The 547-nt window shown below is 46.3% G+C and carries 2 rRNA genes; both read left to right on the top strand.

From position 1 onward, the window contains the following. Window positions 1-72: ribosomal RNA gene (locus ICC18_RS33400) — 16S ribosomal RNA — on the top strand; the annotation flags it as partial. 364 nt (window positions 73-436) lie between these two features. Further along, window positions 437-547: ribosomal RNA gene (locus ICC18_RS33395) — 23S ribosomal RNA — on the top strand; the annotation flags it as partial.

The following is a 547-nucleotide window of genomic DNA, read 5'->3' as shown; positions in this document are numbered from 1 at the left end:
GTGGGGTAGATGATTGGGGTGAAGTCGTAACAAGGTAGCCGTATCGGAAGGTGCGGCTGGATCACCTCCTTTCTATGGAGACTCGGCTCTGCAATGAGCCAGTCAAGTGCGCAAGCACACAACAAGCTTCTTTCACTCGTGTTCAGTTTTGAAGGGATAATCCTTTCAAACATGATATCTTGCTCTGGTAACATTTGATTGTTGCTGAAGCGTAGATGGCATGATAAGATGTTCTTCCTGCCGCTGAGAGGCGAAGGAAAAACAAAATTGTTGACAACTGACATCGCTTCGCGAATGTAACAGTTGCAACGTTGTTGACGAATCTTCGATTCGCAACTTGTTCCTTGAAAACTAGATAACGAAACGAAACGTAAAGCGTGAAACTTAGAAATCCTTTAAGCCACTGTGTTTACACAGTGATTTAAATCTTTTAGCAGGTTAAGCTAATAAGAGCACACGGAGGATGCCTAGGCGCTAGGAGCCGATGAAGGACGTGGCGAACGACGAAATGCCTCGGGGAGCCGTAAGCAGGCTTTGATCCGGGGAT

The sequence above is a fragment of the Paenibacillus sedimenti genome (assembly GCF_014534655.1).
GTDB classification, from domain to species: Bacteria; Bacillota; Bacilli; order Paenibacillales; family NBRC-103111; genus Paenibacillus_E; species Paenibacillus_E sedimenti.
This window is presented reverse-complemented; position numbering and strand designations above follow the sequence as displayed.